The organism is Pseudomonas sp. PSKL.D1 (genome assembly GCF_028898945.1).
Taxonomy (GTDB): domain Bacteria; phylum Pseudomonadota; class Gammaproteobacteria; order Pseudomonadales; family Pseudomonadaceae; genus Aquipseudomonas.
In genome coordinates, this window is sequence record NZ_CP118607.1 from 5,843,099 (window position 1) to 5,859,011 (window position 15,913).

General features: G+C 56.4%; 15 protein-coding genes. 6 read left to right on the forward strand and 9 right to left on the reverse strand.

The features are described from left to right. Positions 1-97 precede the first annotated feature (97 nt). On the reverse strand, positions 98-1,858 hold the full coding sequence (locus PVV54_RS26325) for a cation:proton antiporter (RefSeq protein ID WP_274910507.1): 1,761 nt from the start codon (positions 1,856-1,858) through the stop codon (positions 98-100). 321 nt (positions 1,859-2,179) lie between these two features. Here PVV54_RS26325 and PVV54_RS26330 point away from each other — a divergent pair, with 321 nt between their 5' ends. Further along, positions 2,180-2,665 carry an acyl-CoA thioesterase gene (locus PVV54_RS26330; RefSeq protein WP_274907984.1) on the forward strand — a complete coding sequence of 162 codons (486 nt, stop codon included), beginning with the start codon at positions 2,180-2,182 and terminating at the stop codon, positions 2,663-2,665. Here the strand turns inward: PVV54_RS26330 and pdxY are convergent. After that, positions 2,662-3,534, reverse strand: a complete 873-nt coding sequence (gene pdxY / locus PVV54_RS26335; protein WP_274907985.1) for a pyridoxal kinase PdxY — start codon at positions 3,532-3,534, stop codon at positions 2,662-2,664. The genes PVV54_RS26330 and pdxY overlap by 4 nt on opposite strands. A 121-nt stretch (positions 3,535-3,655) precedes the next feature. Here pdxY and PVV54_RS26340 point away from each other — a divergent pair, with 121 nt between their 5' ends. Further along, positions 3,656-4,048 (forward strand): DUF3301 domain-containing protein, encoded by a 393-nt coding sequence (locus PVV54_RS26340; RefSeq protein WP_274907986.1) that lies wholly within the window; start codon positions 3,656-3,658, stop codon positions 4,046-4,048. Here the strand turns inward: PVV54_RS26340 and PVV54_RS26345 are convergent, their stop codons facing one another. From PVV54_RS26345 to zigA, 3 genes are read right to left on the reverse strand one after another with little or no spacing between them, the layout of a single operon-like run. After that, positions 4,049-5,020, reverse strand: coding sequence for a CobW family GTP-binding protein (locus PVV54_RS26345; protein ID WP_274907987.1), 972 nt, complete (start codon positions 5,018-5,020; stop codon positions 4,049-4,051). A 38-nt stretch (positions 5,021-5,058) separates the two neighbouring features. Continuing rightward, positions 5,059-5,685: a DUF1826 domain-containing protein gene (locus PVV54_RS26350; protein WP_274907988.1), complete on the reverse strand. Its 627-nt coding sequence runs from the start codon at positions 5,683-5,685 to the stop codon at positions 5,059-5,061. After that, on the reverse strand, positions 5,682-6,890 hold the full coding sequence (zigA, locus tag PVV54_RS26355; protein WP_274907989.1) for a zinc metallochaperone GTPase ZigA: 1,209 nt from the start codon (positions 6,888-6,890) through the stop codon (positions 5,682-5,684). The genes PVV54_RS26350 and zigA overlap by 4 nt, the downstream gene beginning before the upstream one ends. A gap of 137 nt (positions 6,891-7,027) precedes the next feature. On the opposite strand from zigA, the gene PVV54_RS26360 reads away from it, so the two are divergent. Together PVV54_RS26360 and folE2 are read left to right on the forward strand one after the other, a co-directional pair. Continuing rightward, entirely contained in the window at positions 7,028-7,381 is a 354-nt protein-coding gene (locus PVV54_RS26360; RefSeq protein ID WP_274910508.1) for a glutamine synthetase, read from the forward strand. 24 nt (positions 7,382-7,405) lie between these two features. Further along, on the forward strand, positions 7,406-8,293 hold the full coding sequence (folE2, locus tag PVV54_RS26365) for a GTP cyclohydrolase FolE2 (RefSeq protein ID WP_274907990.1): 888 nt from the start codon (positions 7,406-7,408) through the stop codon (positions 8,291-8,293). 8 nt (positions 8,294-8,301) lie between these two features. On the opposite strand, the gene PVV54_RS26370 is transcribed toward folE2, so the two are convergent. Further along, positions 8,302-8,829, reverse strand: a complete 528-nt coding sequence (locus tag PVV54_RS26370; protein WP_274907991.1) for a DUF3617 domain-containing protein — start codon at positions 8,827-8,829, stop codon at positions 8,302-8,304. A 129-nt stretch (positions 8,830-8,958) separates the two neighbouring features. Here PVV54_RS26370 and cls point away from each other — a divergent pair, with 129 nt between their 5' ends. After that, a complete protein-coding gene (cls, locus tag PVV54_RS26375) occupies positions 8,959-10,398 on the forward strand; it encodes a cardiolipin synthase (protein WP_274907992.1) in 1,440 nt (479 codons plus the stop codon). A gap of 37 nt (positions 10,399-10,435) precedes the next feature. Here the strand turns inward: cls and cfaB are convergent, their stop codons facing one another. Then, entirely contained in the window at positions 10,436-11,620 is a 1,185-nt protein-coding gene (cfaB, locus tag PVV54_RS26380; protein ID WP_274907993.1) for a C17 cyclopropane fatty acid synthase CfaB, read from the reverse strand. 214 nt (positions 11,621-11,834) lie between these two features. On the opposite strand from cfaB, the gene lpdA reads away from it, so the two are divergent. Next, positions 11,835-13,235 carry a dihydrolipoyl dehydrogenase gene (lpdA, locus tag PVV54_RS26385; protein ID WP_274907994.1) on the forward strand — a complete coding sequence of 467 codons (1,401 nt, stop codon included), beginning with the start codon at positions 11,835-11,837 and terminating at the stop codon, positions 13,233-13,235. A gap of 60 nt (positions 13,236-13,295) precedes the next feature. Here the strand turns inward: lpdA and glmS are convergent, their stop codons facing one another. Both glmS and PVV54_RS26395 read right to left on the reverse strand, forming a co-directional pair. Beyond that, positions 13,296-15,131, reverse strand: a complete 1,836-nt coding sequence (gene glmS / locus PVV54_RS26390) for a glutamine--fructose-6-phosphate transaminase (isomerizing) (protein ID WP_274907995.1) — start codon at positions 15,129-15,131, stop codon at positions 13,296-13,298. Between the two features lie 2 nt (positions 15,132-15,133). Further along, entirely contained in the window at positions 15,134-15,910 is a 777-nt protein-coding gene (locus PVV54_RS26395; RefSeq protein ID WP_274907996.1) for a DeoR/GlpR family DNA-binding transcription regulator, read from the reverse strand. Positions 15,911-15,913 lie beyond the last annotated feature (3 nt).

A 15,913-nucleotide genomic window follows, 5' to 3' on the forward strand; every position in this document is an offset into this window, starting at 1 on the left:
GCCTCGAAGACAGAACGAGCCACAAGCCATTACTGCCACTTAAGATCGCCAGGCTTGCTGTGCCTGGCGACCTCGCTACCACCCACTCCCTGTCAGATCAGTGCGTGTGATCGCGACTATTCTCCAGCGTCTCCATTAACGCAATCTGCATACGCGAATGCACGCGTATGAACCAGCGCCACAACACTGCAACCACCGCCGCAGCCACGATCGCGATGATCAGCAGCAACTCGCTGGTGGGCAGAATGCTTGCCGACAAGGCCGAGAGCAGCAAGAAGATCACCAACAACGACAGCAACGGAATCACCTCGGCCACCACACGGCGTACACGTTGGGTATGGCGACCGGCCATTTCCGGCTTCACGCCCATCTCCGCCAACAGCATCGACAACGCTTTGAGCTTACGATATGCCGCGATCAGGAACGGTAGCGACAGCAGAAGCGCCGCCCCCCAGATGACCGCTTTTTGCTGGCTGGCATCACTTACCCACTCGCTAAGCCATTCACCGATACGCCCGGCGAAGTAACCGCCACTGAAGAAGATAGCGATGACCAGCGCCAGGTTGACACCCACCTGCAGCAGAATGCGCCGGATCATCGCTGCCAGCATGGCACCTTCACCTTGCGGCTGAATGCTGCGCAACCATTCGCCATATAGAGAGAGCACCCGCGCGAGCCGACTTGGAACCACCTTGCCCAGCTTTTGCGACAGCGGGTCGGCAGCACGAATAAGGTAAGGCGTCAGCAAGGTGGTGATGGCCGAGACTGCCACGGCGACCGGATACAGGAAATCGCTGGTCACCTGTAGCGTCACACCCAAGGCCGCAATGATGAAAGAAAATTCGCCAATCTGCGAAAGCCCCATGCCCACCCGCATTGATGTGCGGCCGTCGTTGCCGGCAATGAATGCGCCCAAGCCACACGACAGCATCTTGCCCAGCACTACAGCCAGCGTAATGACAACAATCGGCCATGCATACTCGATGAGCACCTGCGGGTCGATCATCAAGCCGATGGCGACAAAGAAGATGGCACTGAACAAATCACGCACTGGCTCAATCAGACGCTCAATTTTCAACAACTGACGCGACTCGGCCATGATCGCACCGATCAGGAATGCGCCCAGCACCATGCTGTACTCGAGTTTTACAACCAACAGGCAGAAGCCGAAACACAAGCCGAGCACCGTGATCAGCAGCATTTCGTTGCTTTCGAATTTCGCCACGTATGCCAGTAAGCGTGGCACGAGCAGAATGCCGATCACCAACGCCACAATCATGAACAGCGACAGCTTACCCACTGTGGAGAACACTTCGCCGGAACTGACAGAACCACTGACCGCGATACCGGACAGCAGGGCAATAATGCCGATACCGAGGATGTCCTCAACGATCAATACACCAAAGATCAGCTGAGCAAAACGCTCGTTTTTCATCTTCAGGTCATTGAGCGCCTTGACGATGATGGTGGTTGAAGAAATTGCCAGGATCGCGCCGAGGAACAACGAATCCATTGTGCTCCAACCAAACCAGCGGCCGATTTCGAAACCAATCCAGATCATCAGGACGATTTCAAGAAACGCTGCAATGAATGCCGTGGCTCCCACCTTGAAAAGCTTGCGTAGGCTGAACTCAAGCCCAAGGCAGAACATCAGGAAAATAACCCCCAGTTCGGCAAGGGTCTTGATGGTGTCTTCGTCATGAATGAGCCCGAACGGGGGCGTATGCGGGCCGATGATGAAGCCCGCAACGATGTAGCCCAACACCACCGGTTGTTTAAGGCGGTGGAAGAGGATCGTCACCACACCGGCGACCAGCATGATCACTGCCAGATCCTGAATGAAACTGATGGCATGCATGGCGCGATTCTCCTTTCTCGATGCCCGGGCAGACCGCTCCTCTGCCAAGGCAAACCTGAGCGAGCAGCAAGTACATACTGTATTGAATGCAGGAACGCCCATGTTGCATGGGCGTACTCAGGTTAACATCGCACCCTGCCGCATAACGCCGGTGCAATATGTAGAAACAGATCGGCTGGTTCAAAGGCCTTGATGGCATGATCGGCGTGACGATGGACCGTCAGCCAGCGTCCCGTATCAGGAAGGAAAACTTCAAGAGGGGAAATAGAAGTGTCTGCAGATACCCACCCCGATTCAGCGCAACCTCACCGTGAGCCCACTATGGAACCTGGAAACGCCCAGCTGAGCATGACCGTCCTGATGACCCCGGACATGGCCAACTTTTCTGGCAACGTACACGGCGGCACCCTACTCAAGTACCTCGATGAAGTGGCCTACGCGTGCGCAAGCCGCTATGCCGGCAGCTACGTAGTAACACTGTCGGTCGACCAGGTGATATTCCGCGAACCCGTGCATGTTGGCGAGCTGGTTACCTTTCTGGCTTCGGTGAATTACACCGGCAACACTTCCATGGAAGTCGGTATCAAGGTGGTGACCGAAAATATTCGCGAGCGCTCGGTACGCCATTCAAACAGCTGCTTCTTCACCATGGTCGCGGTCGACGATAACCGTCGCCCCGTCCCTGTACCGCCGCGTCAACCGCAAACCAGCGAAGAGAAGCGGCGCTTCCTTCAAGGCCAGCAACGCCGCCAAATTCGTCAGGAACTGGAGAAGCGCTACCAGGACTTGAAGACAGACTCGATTTAAAACTCCAGGCCCCGTGCCTCAAAGCGCACGCGCGGGTGGGCTATACGATCCTGGGCCCGCACCAGCTGCAATTCATAACTGGTGCAGGCCTGAGTTTCGAGCAACACCTCGTGCACAGCCGCTGCAGCGAACTCAAAAGCCTGCACCCAGTTGTCTCCCAACAGCACGCGAGACAGGAACAGGCCTGAGGTCAAGTCACCCACGCCTACCGGCTGGCGCGGGAACGCCAGTAGCGGACGGCGCAAGTGCCAACTCTGCTCCCGGGTCACCAGCAGCATCTCGAACATGTCTTCAGCACGGCCCGGATAGCTTAGGTGCTTGACCAGTACTACCTGCGGGCCGCGCTCCAGCAAACCGCGCGCCATGCCAACACAGTCTTCAAGTGACTCTGCCCTACGGCCGCAGAAACTATCCAACTCAAGCTGGTTGGGGCACAGGATATCGGCCTTGGCGACTGCCTCTTCCAACAGGAAATCGCTGACTTCCTGTGGAACGATACAGCCTTTTTCCGCATGCCCCATGACAGGGTCACAAAGATAGAGCGCCCCCGGGTTTGCCGCCTTGATCCGCTCTACCCCCGCCAGAATTGCCCGGCCCTGCTCGGCACTGCCCAGATAGCCAGACAACACAGCATCACAGTGCCCAAGCTCACCAATATTGGAAATACCTTCCACCAACGCAGGAATTTGCGCTGGAGCAAGCACATCGCCCGCCCACTGGCCATACTGAGTGTGATTGGAAAACTGCACCGTATTCAGCGGCCAAACATTCACACCTATCCGCTGCATTGGAAACACCGCAGCGCTGTTGCCGGCGTGGCCGAACACCACATGGGACTGGATGGCGAGCAGGTGCGGGGTACGTTTCATCGGGGGTGATTTCCAAAGCTGTTTCTAGGATTGTGCGTCGCGCAGTATGAACTCGATTGCCACCTGTACGACAGACCAGGGACGCAGTTAAGCTGGTTCGACCTGTTTGGAGCATATGTAAATGTTGACCCTGGAGAATCTGTTTGTCCTGATGCTGGTGGCCACGGCAGGCGCTTGGTTATGGCACAACCACGGGCTGCGCGAGAAGGCCCTGGAACGGGTCAAGCAGCATTGCGCCAAGCTTGATCTGGAACTACTGGATGATGCAGTCGCGCTCAAGCGCATAGCATTCATTCGCGATGCCAACGGCAAGAAGCGTTTGGCGCGGGTGTATGCCTTTGAGTTCACCGTGACGGGTGAGCAGCGCCATCCAGGGACTGTGACGCAATTTGGCGCGCATAGCGTTCAGATTGAACTAGCGCCCTACCCGTTCGAAATCAAGACACCGCCGCGCTCTGACAATGTCATCGAGATGCAGCAGTGGCGCCAGGAACATAACCGCTGGCGCAATTGATTAACCTGCAAGGCACTTCATGAGTTCATCCTGCAGTGCCTGCTTGGATTGAGGCTGGTCGAAGATCAATTCCAGGCGAGTGTCTTTGCGCCAGGCACTCGCTTGCCAAGCTGGTAATAGGCCTTCCAACCCATTAAAGGAATGCCATCCAGCAGAGCTGTGGATAATGCCTTTGGCACGGCGCCACTGCCAGCGTTCAAGAAACTCGCGCAAACGCTGTGGATCAAATTGAATACCTGGGTGCCACCGCCATCCGATGCTCCAGCCCCCCTCGCCTTGCTGAGCAAGGCAAATGGGCTGTGCTAAGTCTGTCCACAGGGCCGAAACCGTCTGCGGCAGGTTTTCCACAGGCATTTTACCCACAGGCACTTCGCAGGAAGTAGCAAGCGGGAGACGTGGAAGCAGCCCGAACGGTACGCGACCTTGTGCTGTCCATAAGCCGTTTTTTGTTGAAAAAGTCTTGTTTATCAACAGCCTGCAATTTTCATCCACAGCTTCGCTTTTGTTGAAAATGAGTAATGCACAAGCGTCCATGGCTTGTTGTTGGGCGTCATTCAGCAGTGCCCCCGCTGCCAGCGCCTGGGCATCAACAACCATCACCAGAGGTTGAACTGCCAACACTCCAACCCAAGGCGCGTTACCTAGCTGCGCCATTAGTTGCAGCGGATGCCCAAGGCCTGACGGTTCGATGAAAAGCCGATCAGGTCGATGCTTGCGCAGCAGGCGCGCCAGGCCGACCTGAAAAGGAGTGCCATTGACGCAGCACAGGCAGCCTCCTGCTACCTCGGCGATGGAAATACCGTCTTCATCCTGGCTGAGCAATGCTGCATCCAACCCGATTTGACCGAATTCATTCACAAGCACTGCCCAGCGTTCGTCAACTGGCCGCTGGGCCATCAGGTGGCGAATCAGGCTGGTCTTGCCAGCCCCCAAGGGGCCTGCGATGACATGGGTAGGAATATTCTGCAGCATAGGCGCACTTCAATTCTTGAGTCCCCCACTATGCCCCGTCATGCCAGCCAGTCAAGGCTAAGGAGCAGTCGGCGCTCAGTGCTGGACGGGGATCGATGTATGAGGCCCGCTCCTTCGTTACCTATCCACTTCTCGCCTTTTAACAGTGCTACGTCGCCAGCAGACAATCGTTGAATGTTATCCACAGGTGCCTGGCTCCGGCACAAATCAACTCGATCAATTGCCCCCTCTTTCAGCCATTCGCTGCCGGGGCCAACATAGGTCGACAATAGCCTCACCGGCACGTTATCCACATGAAAGCGAGGGCACATAGCGCCGGTGAGCACTCGAAGCCTAAGCCCGACCCGGCGTGCCCCAAGCAAGCAGGTGAACGCCGAAACCAGCCAGGCTACATCAGCAACAAAGCTTTCATAGCCTTGCAATGCGGCAGCTTCATGGAGCAGCCCGCGCAAAACCGGCGCTTCATGCTCATGTACATCCAATACACGTTGATCAGCAATAGATTGGCCCTGGCTGACCACCAAGGTGGCAAAGTCCTCGATCTGGGCTGGCAAGTGCCGTTGCCAAACGGCCATGTTTACCCCCTCTGCCAATACTTCAGCCAGCACATTCGGCGACTCGCCGAACTTTTGCCTGATATCCGCAGCTTGCGAGGCCAGAGTCATGCCGCTTCCTCGCTATGCCAAGGCCCGAACGGATCCTGCAGATGCAGCCATGCCTTGGGCCCGAGTGCCATCTCTTCATCATTCAGCAAGCAGGCATTCAGCTCTGTGGATAACTGCACATAGTCGATACCTTGCCCTATGAACACCAACTCCTGACGGCAATCGCCTGATTCAGCTGCCCAATGCCGGAGAATTTCAGCCGTGCTCTGTTCATCCTGCGGCCAGTTTTCACGTGGCACGAAACGCCACCACCGGCCAGCGAGACCATGGCGCATCATGCCGCCAGCCTGCGACCAACTGCCTGCCTCCTGATACTTGCTAGCCAGCCAATAGAAGCCTTTGGAACGCAACAGCCGGCCATTACTCCACTCTCTGTGGATAAAGTCGTAGAAGCGTTGAGGATGCAAAGGCCGACGCGCCTCCCAGGTCGTCGCAGCGATGCCGTATTCCTCGGTTTCCGGCACGTGCTCACCACGCATTTCCCGCAACCAGCCGGGTGCCTGGGCAGCCAGCTCGAAGTCGAACAGACCGGTATCGAGGATCTGTGCCAATGGCACCTCTCCCATGACCATTGGCACCACCTGCGCCCTGGCATTCAACGTACGCAAGATCGCGGTGAGCTCTTCGCGCTCATGCTGGCTGATCAGATCTATCTTGCTTAACAAAAGAACATCGGCAAATTCAACCTGCTCAATCAGCAGGTCACTGATTGATCGCTCATCTTCTTCACCCAGCGTTTGGCCTCGACTCGCCAAGCTTTCAGCCGCCTGATAGTCACGCAGGAAATTCAGGCCATCAACGACCGTAACCATGGTGTCCAAACGGGCCATGTCGGACAGGCTTCTGCCCTGTTCATCGCGAAAGGTGAATGTTTCGGCAACCGGCAGTGGCTCTGAAATGCCCGTCGATTCAATCAGCAGATAATCAAAACGACCTTCCTCAGCCAAACGCGCCACTTCATCCAACAAATCCTCACGCAGGGTGCAGCAGATACACCCATTGCTCATTTCCACCAGTTTTTCTTCGGCGCGGTTCAGGCTGACATTGCGCTGCACCTCGCTGGCATCGATGTTGATTTCACTCATGTCGTTGACGATGACAGCGACGCGCAGATTGTCGCGGTTACGCAGAACATGGTTGAGCAGCGTACTTTTGCCAGCCCCCAGGAAGCCGGAAAGCACAGTGACAGGGAGACGGTTGGGCATGACGAAACCTCTTCAGGCGGGCGCATTCGAAACGATGCATTGCACAATGTTATAAAGTAACAATACAATTTCGCCAAGCCGTATCCGTCGAATGGGTAATTCTGGTGATGAAAATTATTCTGCAATGCGCTGCGCTGATGCTCACGCTGGTGGTTGCGACGTCTTCGATTGCAGCAACGCAGAGGGCGTTGGCGGCCTGCACTCGCAGCGCAACGTTGCTCGCTTGTAACGATGCCAAGGGGAATTACTACAGCGTACAGACGGAGGGCAATCACCTGTTCCTGCGGGGTTTTGATGTAGCCACGCGTCGTCTTTGGTCCCAGACAAACAGCCAATACGGCACGTTGACGTTCTTCACAGGTTTGGCCAGCGACGGTGAAGCTTGGGTCGGTTACACCCGGCGCGTTGGTTGGACAACATTGAATCGCGTGTCCAGCTCTTCGGGCCAACGCTTTAATCTGCATTGCAGCCTGGTTGGCGGATGCCGCTGAAGCTAACCTTACTTGGTAACTCAAATGACTAACCTGACACTCCCCGACATCGCCACACAGCAACAGCAGCACGCTACCCCACTGGATTGGGTTGGCATGTGCGGGATCGCTGTACCTACAGTTATCGAGGGCCGCCACGTCAGTGCCAAATTCGATGTCGGGGTCAGCCTGGTTGACGGTTCATCCCGAGGGATCCACATGTCACGGCTGTACCTTTCACTGCAGTCGTTAGAGCATCAACCGCTCACCCCAACGACGATCCGCCAATTGCTCAGCGACTTCATGCGCAGCCATGAGGGGCTATCTTCTGCCGCTTATGTGCGAATTTCCTTTGAACATTTGCTCAAGAGGGCGGCCCTCGTCAGTCCACTTACAGGTTGGAAAAGCTACGCAATCACTGTGGATGCTAGGTTGGAAAATGGAATGTTCCACGTGGAACTATTTGTGCGAGTGCCCTACTCATCCACTTGCCCATGCTCAGCAGCGCTTGCGCGGCAGTTAGTTCAGCAACAGTTCACAGCGGATTTTAACGGGCAACAAATAAACCACGATGATGTGTTGGCATGGCTAGGAAGCAGCGAGGGGATCGTTGCAACCCCTCACAGCCAACGTAGTCACGCCGAAATTCACGTCCGTCTAAACAGCAGCGTGCAAGTGCTGCCACTGACCGAGTTGATTGATCAAGTCGAAATTAGCTTGGGTACTGCTGTTCAAACGGCTGTGAAACGTGCAGATGAACAAGCCTTCGCATTGGCCAATGGGCAGAATTTGATGTTTTGTGAAGATGCAGCGCGACGGCTTCACCAAACGCTGAGGCACCTGGAGTGGGCATGCGCCTTCAAGCTTCGCGTGGAACATGCAGAGAGCCTGCATGCCCACGACGCGGTTGCCAGCAGCCAATGGCAATGGTGAGGATCATGTTAGCTTCGTGGTTGAACCGAGCCGCAGTCACTGCCTAACCACACTGCTCTGGTATTCATACTGCCCTGTTGCTGCACACCCGAGGCATTGAACGTACCGTTAACTTGAGTAGTGAATTCCTTGTCACTCAGGAACGTGGCCTGGCCCTTTCCTTGTGCCTTGGGGCAACTGAACTCGAACTTCCACACGTTGCCGGTACGGTCAGTAATTCGCTGGGTGCAGCCAGACTTTGGGTCTTGTAGCGGAATGTCATTCGTCTGAACTTGCTCAGGCGTGAGGCACGAACGCACACCGTTGCCGCCTACTGTCACACCCTGTTTGGCCAGCACACCCTCCATCATCGCCCGCTGCTCAGGCGGCAAGTTTTTCAGCTGGCCAAGCATGAACTGCATGTCGGGTAACGGCTTACCATCGACCTGCATGTTACTGGTTGTCAGCTCCCAGAGACCGGGTTGCAACATCTGTGCATTTACCAGTGGGCTGCTCAAGCCGAGTGCCATAGCCAACAGTGGCAAACGAATCTTCATGGGTGAATGCTCCTGAAAAACCGACCCATCGGCCGGACTGATCCTTAGACGCTGAATCCGCTTTCAGGTTGCAAGACGGGTACGGAACATGTTCTGTTATCGGCTGTGTACTCGACAAGCAGGATGCGTATGGATTACCACAGCCCCTACTTCTTCGGCTACGTGCTGGGCCTTATTCACTTACTTGGCATCATCGCTGCTTTACACGCACTGTTCACGGTACGCACTGCTCAAGGCGCCATTGCCTGGGCCATGCCTTTGTTCTTCATTCCTTACTTCACGCTCATTCCCTACCTGATTTTTGGTTCGCGCTCGTTCTATGCCTACATCCATGCGCGGCGACAGGCGAATCAGGAGATGCACGTGGCGATGGCTAACTTGAACTGGCGACCCTGGGTAGAAGAGGCGCTAACTGCTCGAGAGTCGGACAGCTATGCTGCGCTACGCGCGATGCCGAAACTTGGACGCATGCCTTGCTTGGCAAATAATCAGGTCAAGTTACTGATCAATGGCAAGGCGACCTTCGATGCGATTTTCGCCGCCATTGCGAAGGCTCGAAACACTGTACTGGTGCAGTTCTTCATCATTCACGATGACACCGTCGGCAATTCGCTGAAGCAGCTTTTACTAAGCAAGGCCGCTGAAGGTGTGAAGGTGTACGTGCTCTATGACCGTGTCGGCAGCCATGCCCTGCCCGCAAGTTACAGCCAGCAACTACGTGATGGCGGTGTACAGATTCATGCATTTGCCACGCGCCGCGGTTGGTTCAACCGCTTCCAGGTGAACTTCCGGAACCACCGCAAGATCGTTGTCGTGGATGGGCTTACAGGGTTTATCGGTGGCCACAACGTGGGTGACGAATACCTTGGCGAGCACCCTCGCTTGTCTCCCTGGCGCGATACCCACGTGCAGATCGGTGGGCCGGTGCTTGCTTGCCTGCAGGAGTCCTTTGCGGAAGATTGGTACTGGGCAACGCGCGAGTTGCCCCCATTGATACTGCCAGATACCTACCCCGACAACGGCGTGCTCTGCCAGACATTGGCCAGTGGCCCGGCCGACCCACAGGAAACCTGTTCGCTGTTCTTCCTGGAAGCTATCCACTCGGCGACTCGCCGCGTATGGATCACCAGCCCATATTTCATTCCCGATGAAGCCGTATTCGCGGCCTTGCGCCTGGCCGTACTGCGGGGCGTAGATGTACGCATATTGATCCCTTCACGCCCGGATCATAGGGTCGTCTATGCCGCCTCAAGCCTGTTCGCCTTTGAGGCCGTGCGTGCCGGTGTCAGGATGTTCCGCTACCTGCCAGGGTTCCTGCATCAAAAAGTCGTGCTGGTGGATGACGAAGTCAGTGCCATCGGCAGTGCCAACCTGGACAACCGTTCATTCAGGCTGAACTTCGAGATCACCCTGCTGACAGTCGACCGTGGCTTTGCTGATCAAGTCGAGGCAATGCTCATCAAGGACTTTGACGAAGCGCGGGAGATCACCGCCGAAGACAGCCGCGATACCCATCGCATTCAACAACTAGGGATGCGGATTGCCCGCCTGATTTCACCAATCCTTTAATGACAGGGGCCGCATCTGCGGCCCCTATCGTGTGCTCTCAGCGATACAAATCTTCACGTGTCCATGGCAAATCATGGTGGCCGTCTGCATACGGTTTGACTGCCAAGATCTGGTGCAGATTAATCCACCCTTTCTGAAACGCGTAAGCACAGCCAGCCAGGTACAAGCGCCAGATGCGCAGCGTTTTATCCGGCACCATGGCAGCCGCCTTGTGCAACTGGTTTTCCAGGTTCTCACTCCAGTGATGCAAAGTCTTGGCGTAATGCAACCGCAGGCTTTCTACATCAACAACCTCCAGCCCGGCCTGACAAACACTTGCCGTAATCATCGACAGGTGAGGTAACTCTCCATTGGGGAATACATAACGGTCGATGAACTCCCCGGCTCCACGACCAACCGGTCGGCCGTCGATATGCTTGGCAGTGATGCCATGGTTCATTACCAGGCCACCTTCACGCACCGCTCCAAAAAGCTTCTGGCAGTAGAGTGCAAGGTTGGCATGCCCCACATGTTCAAACATGCCAACACTGACGACCTTGTCGAAGCGGCCATCCTGAGGCAGGTCGCGGTAGTCCAGAATCCGCAGATCGACCTTGTCCGACAGCCCATCGTCCTCGACGCGTTGTCGGCCAAGCTTGAGCTGCTCTTTACTCAACGTGATGCCGAATACCTTGGCGCCGTATTCACGCGCAGCGAACCGTGAGAGGCCCCCCCAACCGCAACCAACATCCAACAAGTAATCCCCCGCCTCAAGACGAAGCTTGCGACACAGGTGATCGAACTTGTCCTGTTGGGCCAGATCCAGACCATTATCCGGCTCTCGAAAGTACGCACAGGAGTAGGCCATGTCCTGATCGAGCCAGAGCTGATAGAACTCGTTCGAGACATCGTAGTGGTAGGAGATCGCCTCGGCATCCGTAGTTTTGTCGTGTGAGGCGCGCTGTGGCGGCGTCTGGTCATCATCGGGCAGCAGTGCTTCGCTAAGCTCATCGCAAACCCGGATGGCTTCACCGATGTCGCCTTCCAGTTCCAGTTTGCCTTCAACAAAGGCGGTACCAAGAACGTTCATGCTGGGATGAGTCAGCTGGCTGATCAGCTGAGGTTCCTTCACCAGAATGGTAACGAGCGGGCTGGGTCCCAGATCGAACTGGTTGCCGTCCCAGAGTTTCAGACGCAGTGGCAAATGCAAGCTCTGCAGTGCCGGCGGAAGTTGCGCAAGCATTAACAAACCTCCTATCCAATCTCGGGCGACCCGTGACATTAGAACGCCATCGGAAAAGGGTAGTTCATTCGTACGAAGTTTCCCCTAAACCCGACTATGGTCTAGAACGAACCATTCTTAGAGATGCGATGGATTGTATACAATTTCCTTCGCGCAGCTTACCCTTGTGCCCCTCTCGCGCTTCTTCATCCGTTTCTTCATCTGGAGTAAACCCATGAAATCCTATGATGTGGTGATCATCGGTGGCGGCCCCGGCGGCTACAATGCGGCAATTCGTGCAGGCCAGTTGGGCATGAGCGTTGCCTGTGTCGAGGGACGGTCAACCCTCGGCGGCACATGCCTTAATGTTGGCTGCATGCCATCCAAAGCGTTGCTTCACGCATCGGAGCTCTTTGAAGCTGCCAATGGCGAAGAGTTTGCCAACCTGGGTATCGAGGTGAAGCCATCGCTTAACCTCGCCCAAATGATGAAACAGAAGGACGATAGCGTCACAGGCCTGACCAAAGGCATCGAGTACCTGTTCCGCAAGAACAAGGTCGACTGGATCAAGGGATGGGGCAGGCTCGAGGGTGTCGGCAAAGTCCTTGTCAAAGCCGAGGATGGTACCGAGACAGAACTGCAAGCCAAGGACATCGTCATTGCCACCGGTTCCGAACCCACTCCCCTGCCCGGTGTGAACATCGATAACCAGCGCATCATTGATTCAACCGGCGCTCTGTCTTTGCCCAGCGTACCTAAACACCTGATCGTCATCGGTGCTGGCGTAATCGGTCTGGAATTGGGTTCGGTCTGGCGACGTCTCGGTGCTCAGGTAACTGTCATCGAGTACCTGGACCGCATCTGCCCTGGCACCGATGCAGAAACTGCAAAGACCTTGCAAAAGGCCTTGGCCAAACAGGGCATGACCTTCAAGCTGGGCAGCAAGGTCACGCAGGCAACCCCTTCAGCCGATGGTGTCAGCCTCACCCTGGAGCCAGCCGCCGGCGGTGCCACTGAAATCCTGCAAGCTGATTATGTACTGGTCGCCATCGGTCGCCGTCCTTACACCAAAGGCCTGAATCTCGAAAGCGTGGGGCTGGAAACTGATAAACGCGGCATGCTCGGGAATGAACAACACCGCACTTCAGTTCCTGGAGTATGGGTGATCGGTGATGTCACTTCTGGCCCAATGCTCGCGCACAAGGCCGAGGACGAGGCAGTGGCCTGCATCGAGCGGATCCACGGTAAACCCCATGAAGTTAACTACAACCTCATCCCAGGCGTTATTTACACCAAGCCGGAAATGGCTACTGTCGGCAAGACCGAAGAACAACTGAAGGCCGAAGGCCGCGCCTACAAAGTCGGCAAGTTCCCCTTCACCGCCAACAGCCGGGCGAAGATCAATCACGAGACCGAGGGGTTTGCAAAAGTAATCGCTGATGCCAACACGGACGAAGTGCTTGGCGTACATTTGGTGGGCCCGAGCGTCAGCGAAATGATCGGCGAGTTCTGTGTGGCCATGGAGTTCTCGGCATCCGCGGAGGATATTGCCCTCACCTGCCACCCGCATCCAACCCGTTCCGAGGCTTTGCGCCAAGCCGCCATGAACGTGGATGGGATGGCGATGCAGATCTGAGCTGCGCTTCGCCCAAAAAACAAAACCCCTTTTCAGGGGTTTTGTTATCACTCTTCCGGCTTACTCTACGGTCACAGACTTGGCCAGGTTCCGCGGCTGGTCAACATCGGTCCCTTTTAGCACTGCAACGTAGTACGAAAGCAGTTGCAGAGGAATGGTATAGAGGATGGGCGCCAGCTCGTCTGCGATATGCGGCACGTTAATCACATGCGTGCCCTCGCCATTGGTCATGCCCGCCTGCTCGTCCGCGAACACAACCAACTCGCCGCCACGCGCACGCACTTCTTGCAGGTTCGACTTGAGCTTTTCCAGCAGCTCGTTGTTGGGCGCAACGGTCACTACCGGCATATCGCTATCCACCAGCGCCAGTGGGCCATGCTTGAGTTCACCGGCCGGATAAGCTTCGGCGTGAATATAGGAAATTTCTTTGAGCTTAAGAGCGCCTTCCATCGCCACTGGGTACTGTGCGCCTCGGCCCAGGAACAGCGTGTGGTGTTTGTCGGCAAACAGCTCTGCGATTTTCTCCACCGTGGTATCCATCGCCAGCGCTTCACCCAATCGCGCGGGCAAACGACGTAGTTCTTCTACCAAACGAGCTTCGACACCCTTCTCCAGAGAGCCACGCACCTGGCCCAGCGCCAGGGTGAGCAGCATTAATGACACCAACTGAGTGGTGAAGGCCTTGGTTGAAGCAACGCCAATTTCAGGGCCTGCCAACGTCAGCAAGGTCAGGTCAGACTCACGTACCAACGAACTGATGCCAACGTTGCAGATAGCCAAGCTACCCAGGAAGCCCAGTTCCTTGGCATTGCGCAGGGCTGCCAGGGTGTCCGCGGTTTCGCCAGACTGGGAGATCGAAACAAACAACGTGTCAGGCTGTACCACTACCTTGCGATAGCGGAACTCGCTGGCCACCTCAACTTGGCAAGGAATGCCTGCCAGGCTTTCAAGCCAGTAACGGGCGACCATGCCGGCGTGGTAGCTGGTGCCGCATGCCACGATCTGCACGTTGCGCACTTTGGCGAAAAGCTCGGCAGCCTGTGGGCCGAACGCCTGGACCATGACATGGTCCTTGCCCAGTCGGCTTTCCAGCGTGCGCTGAACCACAGTTGGCTGCTCGTGGATCTCCTTGAGCATGAAGTGGCGGTACGCGCCCTTGTCCGCAGCTTCGGCACCTTCGTGATACTGCACGGTTTCACGCTGGACAGGGTTACCGGCCTGGTCCCAGATATTCACTTGATCACGACGAATCTCAGCGATGTCACCCTCTTCCAGGTACATGAAACGGTCGGTGACCTGGCGCAGCGCCAACTGGTCCGAGGCGAGGAAGTTCTCGCCATGGCCCAGGCCAATCACCAACGGGCTGCCGCTACGCGCAGCGACCAGGCGGTCTGGCTGCTTGGCACTGATCAGCGAAAGGCCATAAGCGCCATGCAGGCGCTTCACCGCGGACTTCAGAGCATCTGCCAAATCAGGGATGGTTTTCAGGGTGTGATGAATCAGGTGCACGATCACTTCGGTGTCGGTCTGCGACGCAAACACATACCCCAAGCCTTTCAGCTCTTCGCGCAGTTCTTCGTGGTTTTCAATGATGCCGTTGTGCACAACAGCCACTTCGTTGCCAGAGAAGTGTGGGTGGGCATTACCCTCGGTCGGTGCACCATGCGTCGCCCAACGCGTATGAGCGATGCCCAGTTGGCCAACCAAAGGGCTGGCAGCGTTGGCCGCCTCCAGTTCAGCAACTTTGCCGATGCGGCGAAGGCGCTGCAGTTCATCCTGCTGTGTATAAACCGCCAGGCCGGCGCTGTCGTAGCCGCGGTACTCAAGGCGCTTGAGGCCTTCGATCAGGATGGCGGTGATGTTGCGCTCAGCTACGGCACCAACGATTCCACACATGTTTATTGCTCCTGGCTGATCGCGGCACAGATCAGGTTGATGCCGCGGGCTTCAATTTGGTCGCGAGCCTCTGCGGGCAAGCGTTCGTCTGTAATCAGGGTATGCACACTGCCCCAAGGCAGCTCGAGGTTCGGAATCTTGCGCCCCACCTTGTCGGACTCGACCATCACGATCACTTCGCGAGCCACCTCCGCCATGACTCGGCTCAAGCCCAGTAACTCATTGAAGGTGGTGGTACCTCGGTTGAGGTCGATGCCGTCCGCGCCGATGAAGAGCTGGTCGAAATCGTAAGAGCGTAGTACCTGCTCGGCGACTTGCCCCTGGAACGACTCGGAGTGCGGGTCCCAGGTACCGCCGGTCATGAGCAGAACAGGTTCATGCTCAAGCTCGCTGATTGCGCGGGCGACGTTCAAGGAATTGGTCATCACTACCAGGCCCGGCTGACGCCCAAGCTCAGGGATCATTGCAGCCGTGGTGCTGCCACTGTCGATAATGATTCGGGCATGTTCGCGGATTCGGCCTACAGCAGCGCGAGCAATGGCCCTCTTGTAAGCGGAAACAGGCTGCGCCGCTTCACCGAGCATCTCCTGAGGTACGGGCACCGCACCACCGTATCGACGCAACAGCAAACCGTTGGCTTCCAGAGCGGCCAGATCCTTGCGAATGGTCACTTCGGAAGTTTCAAAACGCTTGGCCAAAGCATCCACACTGACCTCGCCCTGCTCGGTGAGCAGGGTGAGAATGTTGTGACGGCGTTGGGGCGTATTTCGTTTCGACATGAG

Coding starts and splice junctions, on each gene's coding strand:
- PVV54_RS26325 (WP_274910507.1), bottom strand. CDS start 1,858: ATGCATGCCATCAGTTTCATTCAGGATCTGGCAGTGATCATGCTGGTC.
- PVV54_RS26330 (WP_274907984.1), top strand. CDS start 2,180: ATGGAACCTGGAAACGCCCAGCTGAGCATGACCGTCCTGATGACCCCG.
- pdxY (WP_274907985.1), bottom strand. CDS start 3,534: ATGAAACGTACCCCGCACCTGCTCGCCATCCAGTCCCATGTGGTGTTC.
- PVV54_RS26340 (WP_274907986.1), top strand. CDS start 3,656: ATGTTGACCCTGGAGAATCTGTTTGTCCTGATGCTGGTGGCCACGGCA.
- PVV54_RS26345 (WP_274907987.1), bottom strand. CDS start 5,020: ATGCTGCAGAATATTCCTACCCATGTCATCGCAGGCCCCTTGGGGGCT.
- PVV54_RS26350 (WP_274907988.1), bottom strand. CDS start 5,685: ATGACTCTGGCCTCGCAAGCTGCGGATATCAGGCAAAAGTTCGGCGAG.
- zigA (WP_274907989.1), bottom strand. CDS start 6,890: ATGCCCAACCGTCTCCCTGTCACTGTGCTTTCCGGCTTCCTGGGGGCT.
- PVV54_RS26360 (WP_274910508.1), top strand. CDS start 7,028: ATGCTCACGCTGGTGGTTGCGACGTCTTCGATTGCAGCAACGCAGAGG.
- folE2 (WP_274907990.1), top strand. CDS start 7,406: ATGACTAACCTGACACTCCCCGACATCGCCACACAGCAACAGCAGCAC.
- PVV54_RS26370 (WP_274907991.1), bottom strand. CDS start 8,829: ATGAAGATTCGTTTGCCACTGTTGGCTATGGCACTCGGCTTGAGCAGC.
- cls (WP_274907992.1), top strand. CDS start 8,959: ATGGATTACCACAGCCCCTACTTCTTCGGCTACGTGCTGGGCCTTATT.
- cfaB (WP_274907993.1), bottom strand. CDS start 11,620: ATGCTTGCGCAACTTCCGCCGGCACTGCAGAGCTTGCATTTGCCACTG.
- lpdA (WP_274907994.1), top strand. CDS start 11,835: ATGAAATCCTATGATGTGGTGATCATCGGTGGCGGCCCCGGCGGCTAC.
- glmS (WP_274907995.1), bottom strand. CDS start 15,131: ATGTGTGGAATCGTTGGTGCCGTAGCTGAGCGCAACATCACCGCCATC.
- PVV54_RS26395 (WP_274907996.1), bottom strand. CDS start 15,910: ATGTCGAAACGAAATACGCCCCAACGCCGTCACAACATTCTCACCCTG.